The 1,155-nt window shown below is 40.3% G+C and carries 1 protein-coding gene; it reads right to left on the reverse strand.

Translation table 11 applies throughout. From position 1 onward, the window contains the following. Positions 1-132 precede the first annotated feature (132 nt). The coding region (locus DXD25_RS16300; RefSeq protein WP_147327960.1) for a RagB/SusD family nutrient uptake outer membrane protein at positions 133-1,155 on the reverse strand (1,023 nt) is incomplete at its 5' end.

A 1,155-nucleotide genomic window follows, 5' to 3' on the forward strand; every position in this document is an offset into this window, starting at 1 on the left:
AGCTGCTTAGCCATTATCTCAAATTTTAACGAACTATTGTTTCATAATAAAAGGCTTTTTATTAAGCTAAGAAGGGTGTCATCCTTCTATATCTGAGCTCAGAAATAGACTAATGACCCCTCCTGATGTGAATTAAAAATATGTAGTCAAAGCGGCTTCTGCTGCAGGTAACGGGAATAAAATTCTGATATCTGTATAAGACTGTGGAGCTACACCATAACCTTCTGGGAAATAGTAATCCTGTGGATTGGCCTTTACCCGATTGCCATAAGCCTTCATGACAGATTCTACCTTGCCGGAATGAATCAAATCGAGCCAGCGTTTGTTTTCAAATGCTAACTCTACTCTTCTCTCATTCAATATGGCTTCACGCAACAGACCTTGATTAGTAACCTCGCAGTCATTCAAGCCTGCTCTTTTACGTACTTGGTTCAAATAAGTCAATGCTTCATCCGTCTTACCCTGTTCATTCAAAGCTTCTGCAATAAACAATAAAGTTTCTGCATATCTATATACAGGCCAATTGTCATTGGTGATTCCAGAAACGGCATGTGTATGGCAATACTTCTTGATATAAGGGTATTTCACCCCATGAGCAGTAAGCATGCCGATAGATGCATCTTTTCTCAAGTCACCCTCTTCATAAGCCTTGATGATGTCAGGTGTTGGAATGTTATATCCTTCTACTATTCTAGCCACTTCTGGAATTCCAGTGATTGCTGTAACTTCTTCAGCAGTAATAGGCTGAGCCAGGAAAACATAGAAGAAGTTGCTGGCATATCCATCATTACCTTCCTTGAATTGTACTTCAAACAAAGACTCTTCATTGTTTTTATTGGCAGGATCAAAGACATCTGCATAGTTATCCAGGAGACGATAACCGCTTATCTCCTTTAAAACCTTCTCTGCATCAGCCCATTTTCTTTGATTGATATAGACGTTGCCAAGTAACATCTTAGCTGTACCCATGCTGACTCGTCCACTTTCTTGAGCCATTCTGTCTGGTAACAGTTCTGACGCCAGCTTGGCATCTGCTATGATCTGGTCATATACGGAATCAACGCTTGCCAAAGGCTGGGTAGCATCGCTTAACTTTTTGACGGGTGTCAGGTGAAGCAATACTCTGTTAATTCTTATGTAATCGATTGAAAATGA

Source organism: Prevotella sp. TF12-30, assembly GCF_003436715.1.
In the GTDB taxonomy this organism is placed as follows: Bacteria; Bacteroidota; Bacteroidia; order Bacteroidales; family Bacteroidaceae; genus Prevotella; species Prevotella copri_A.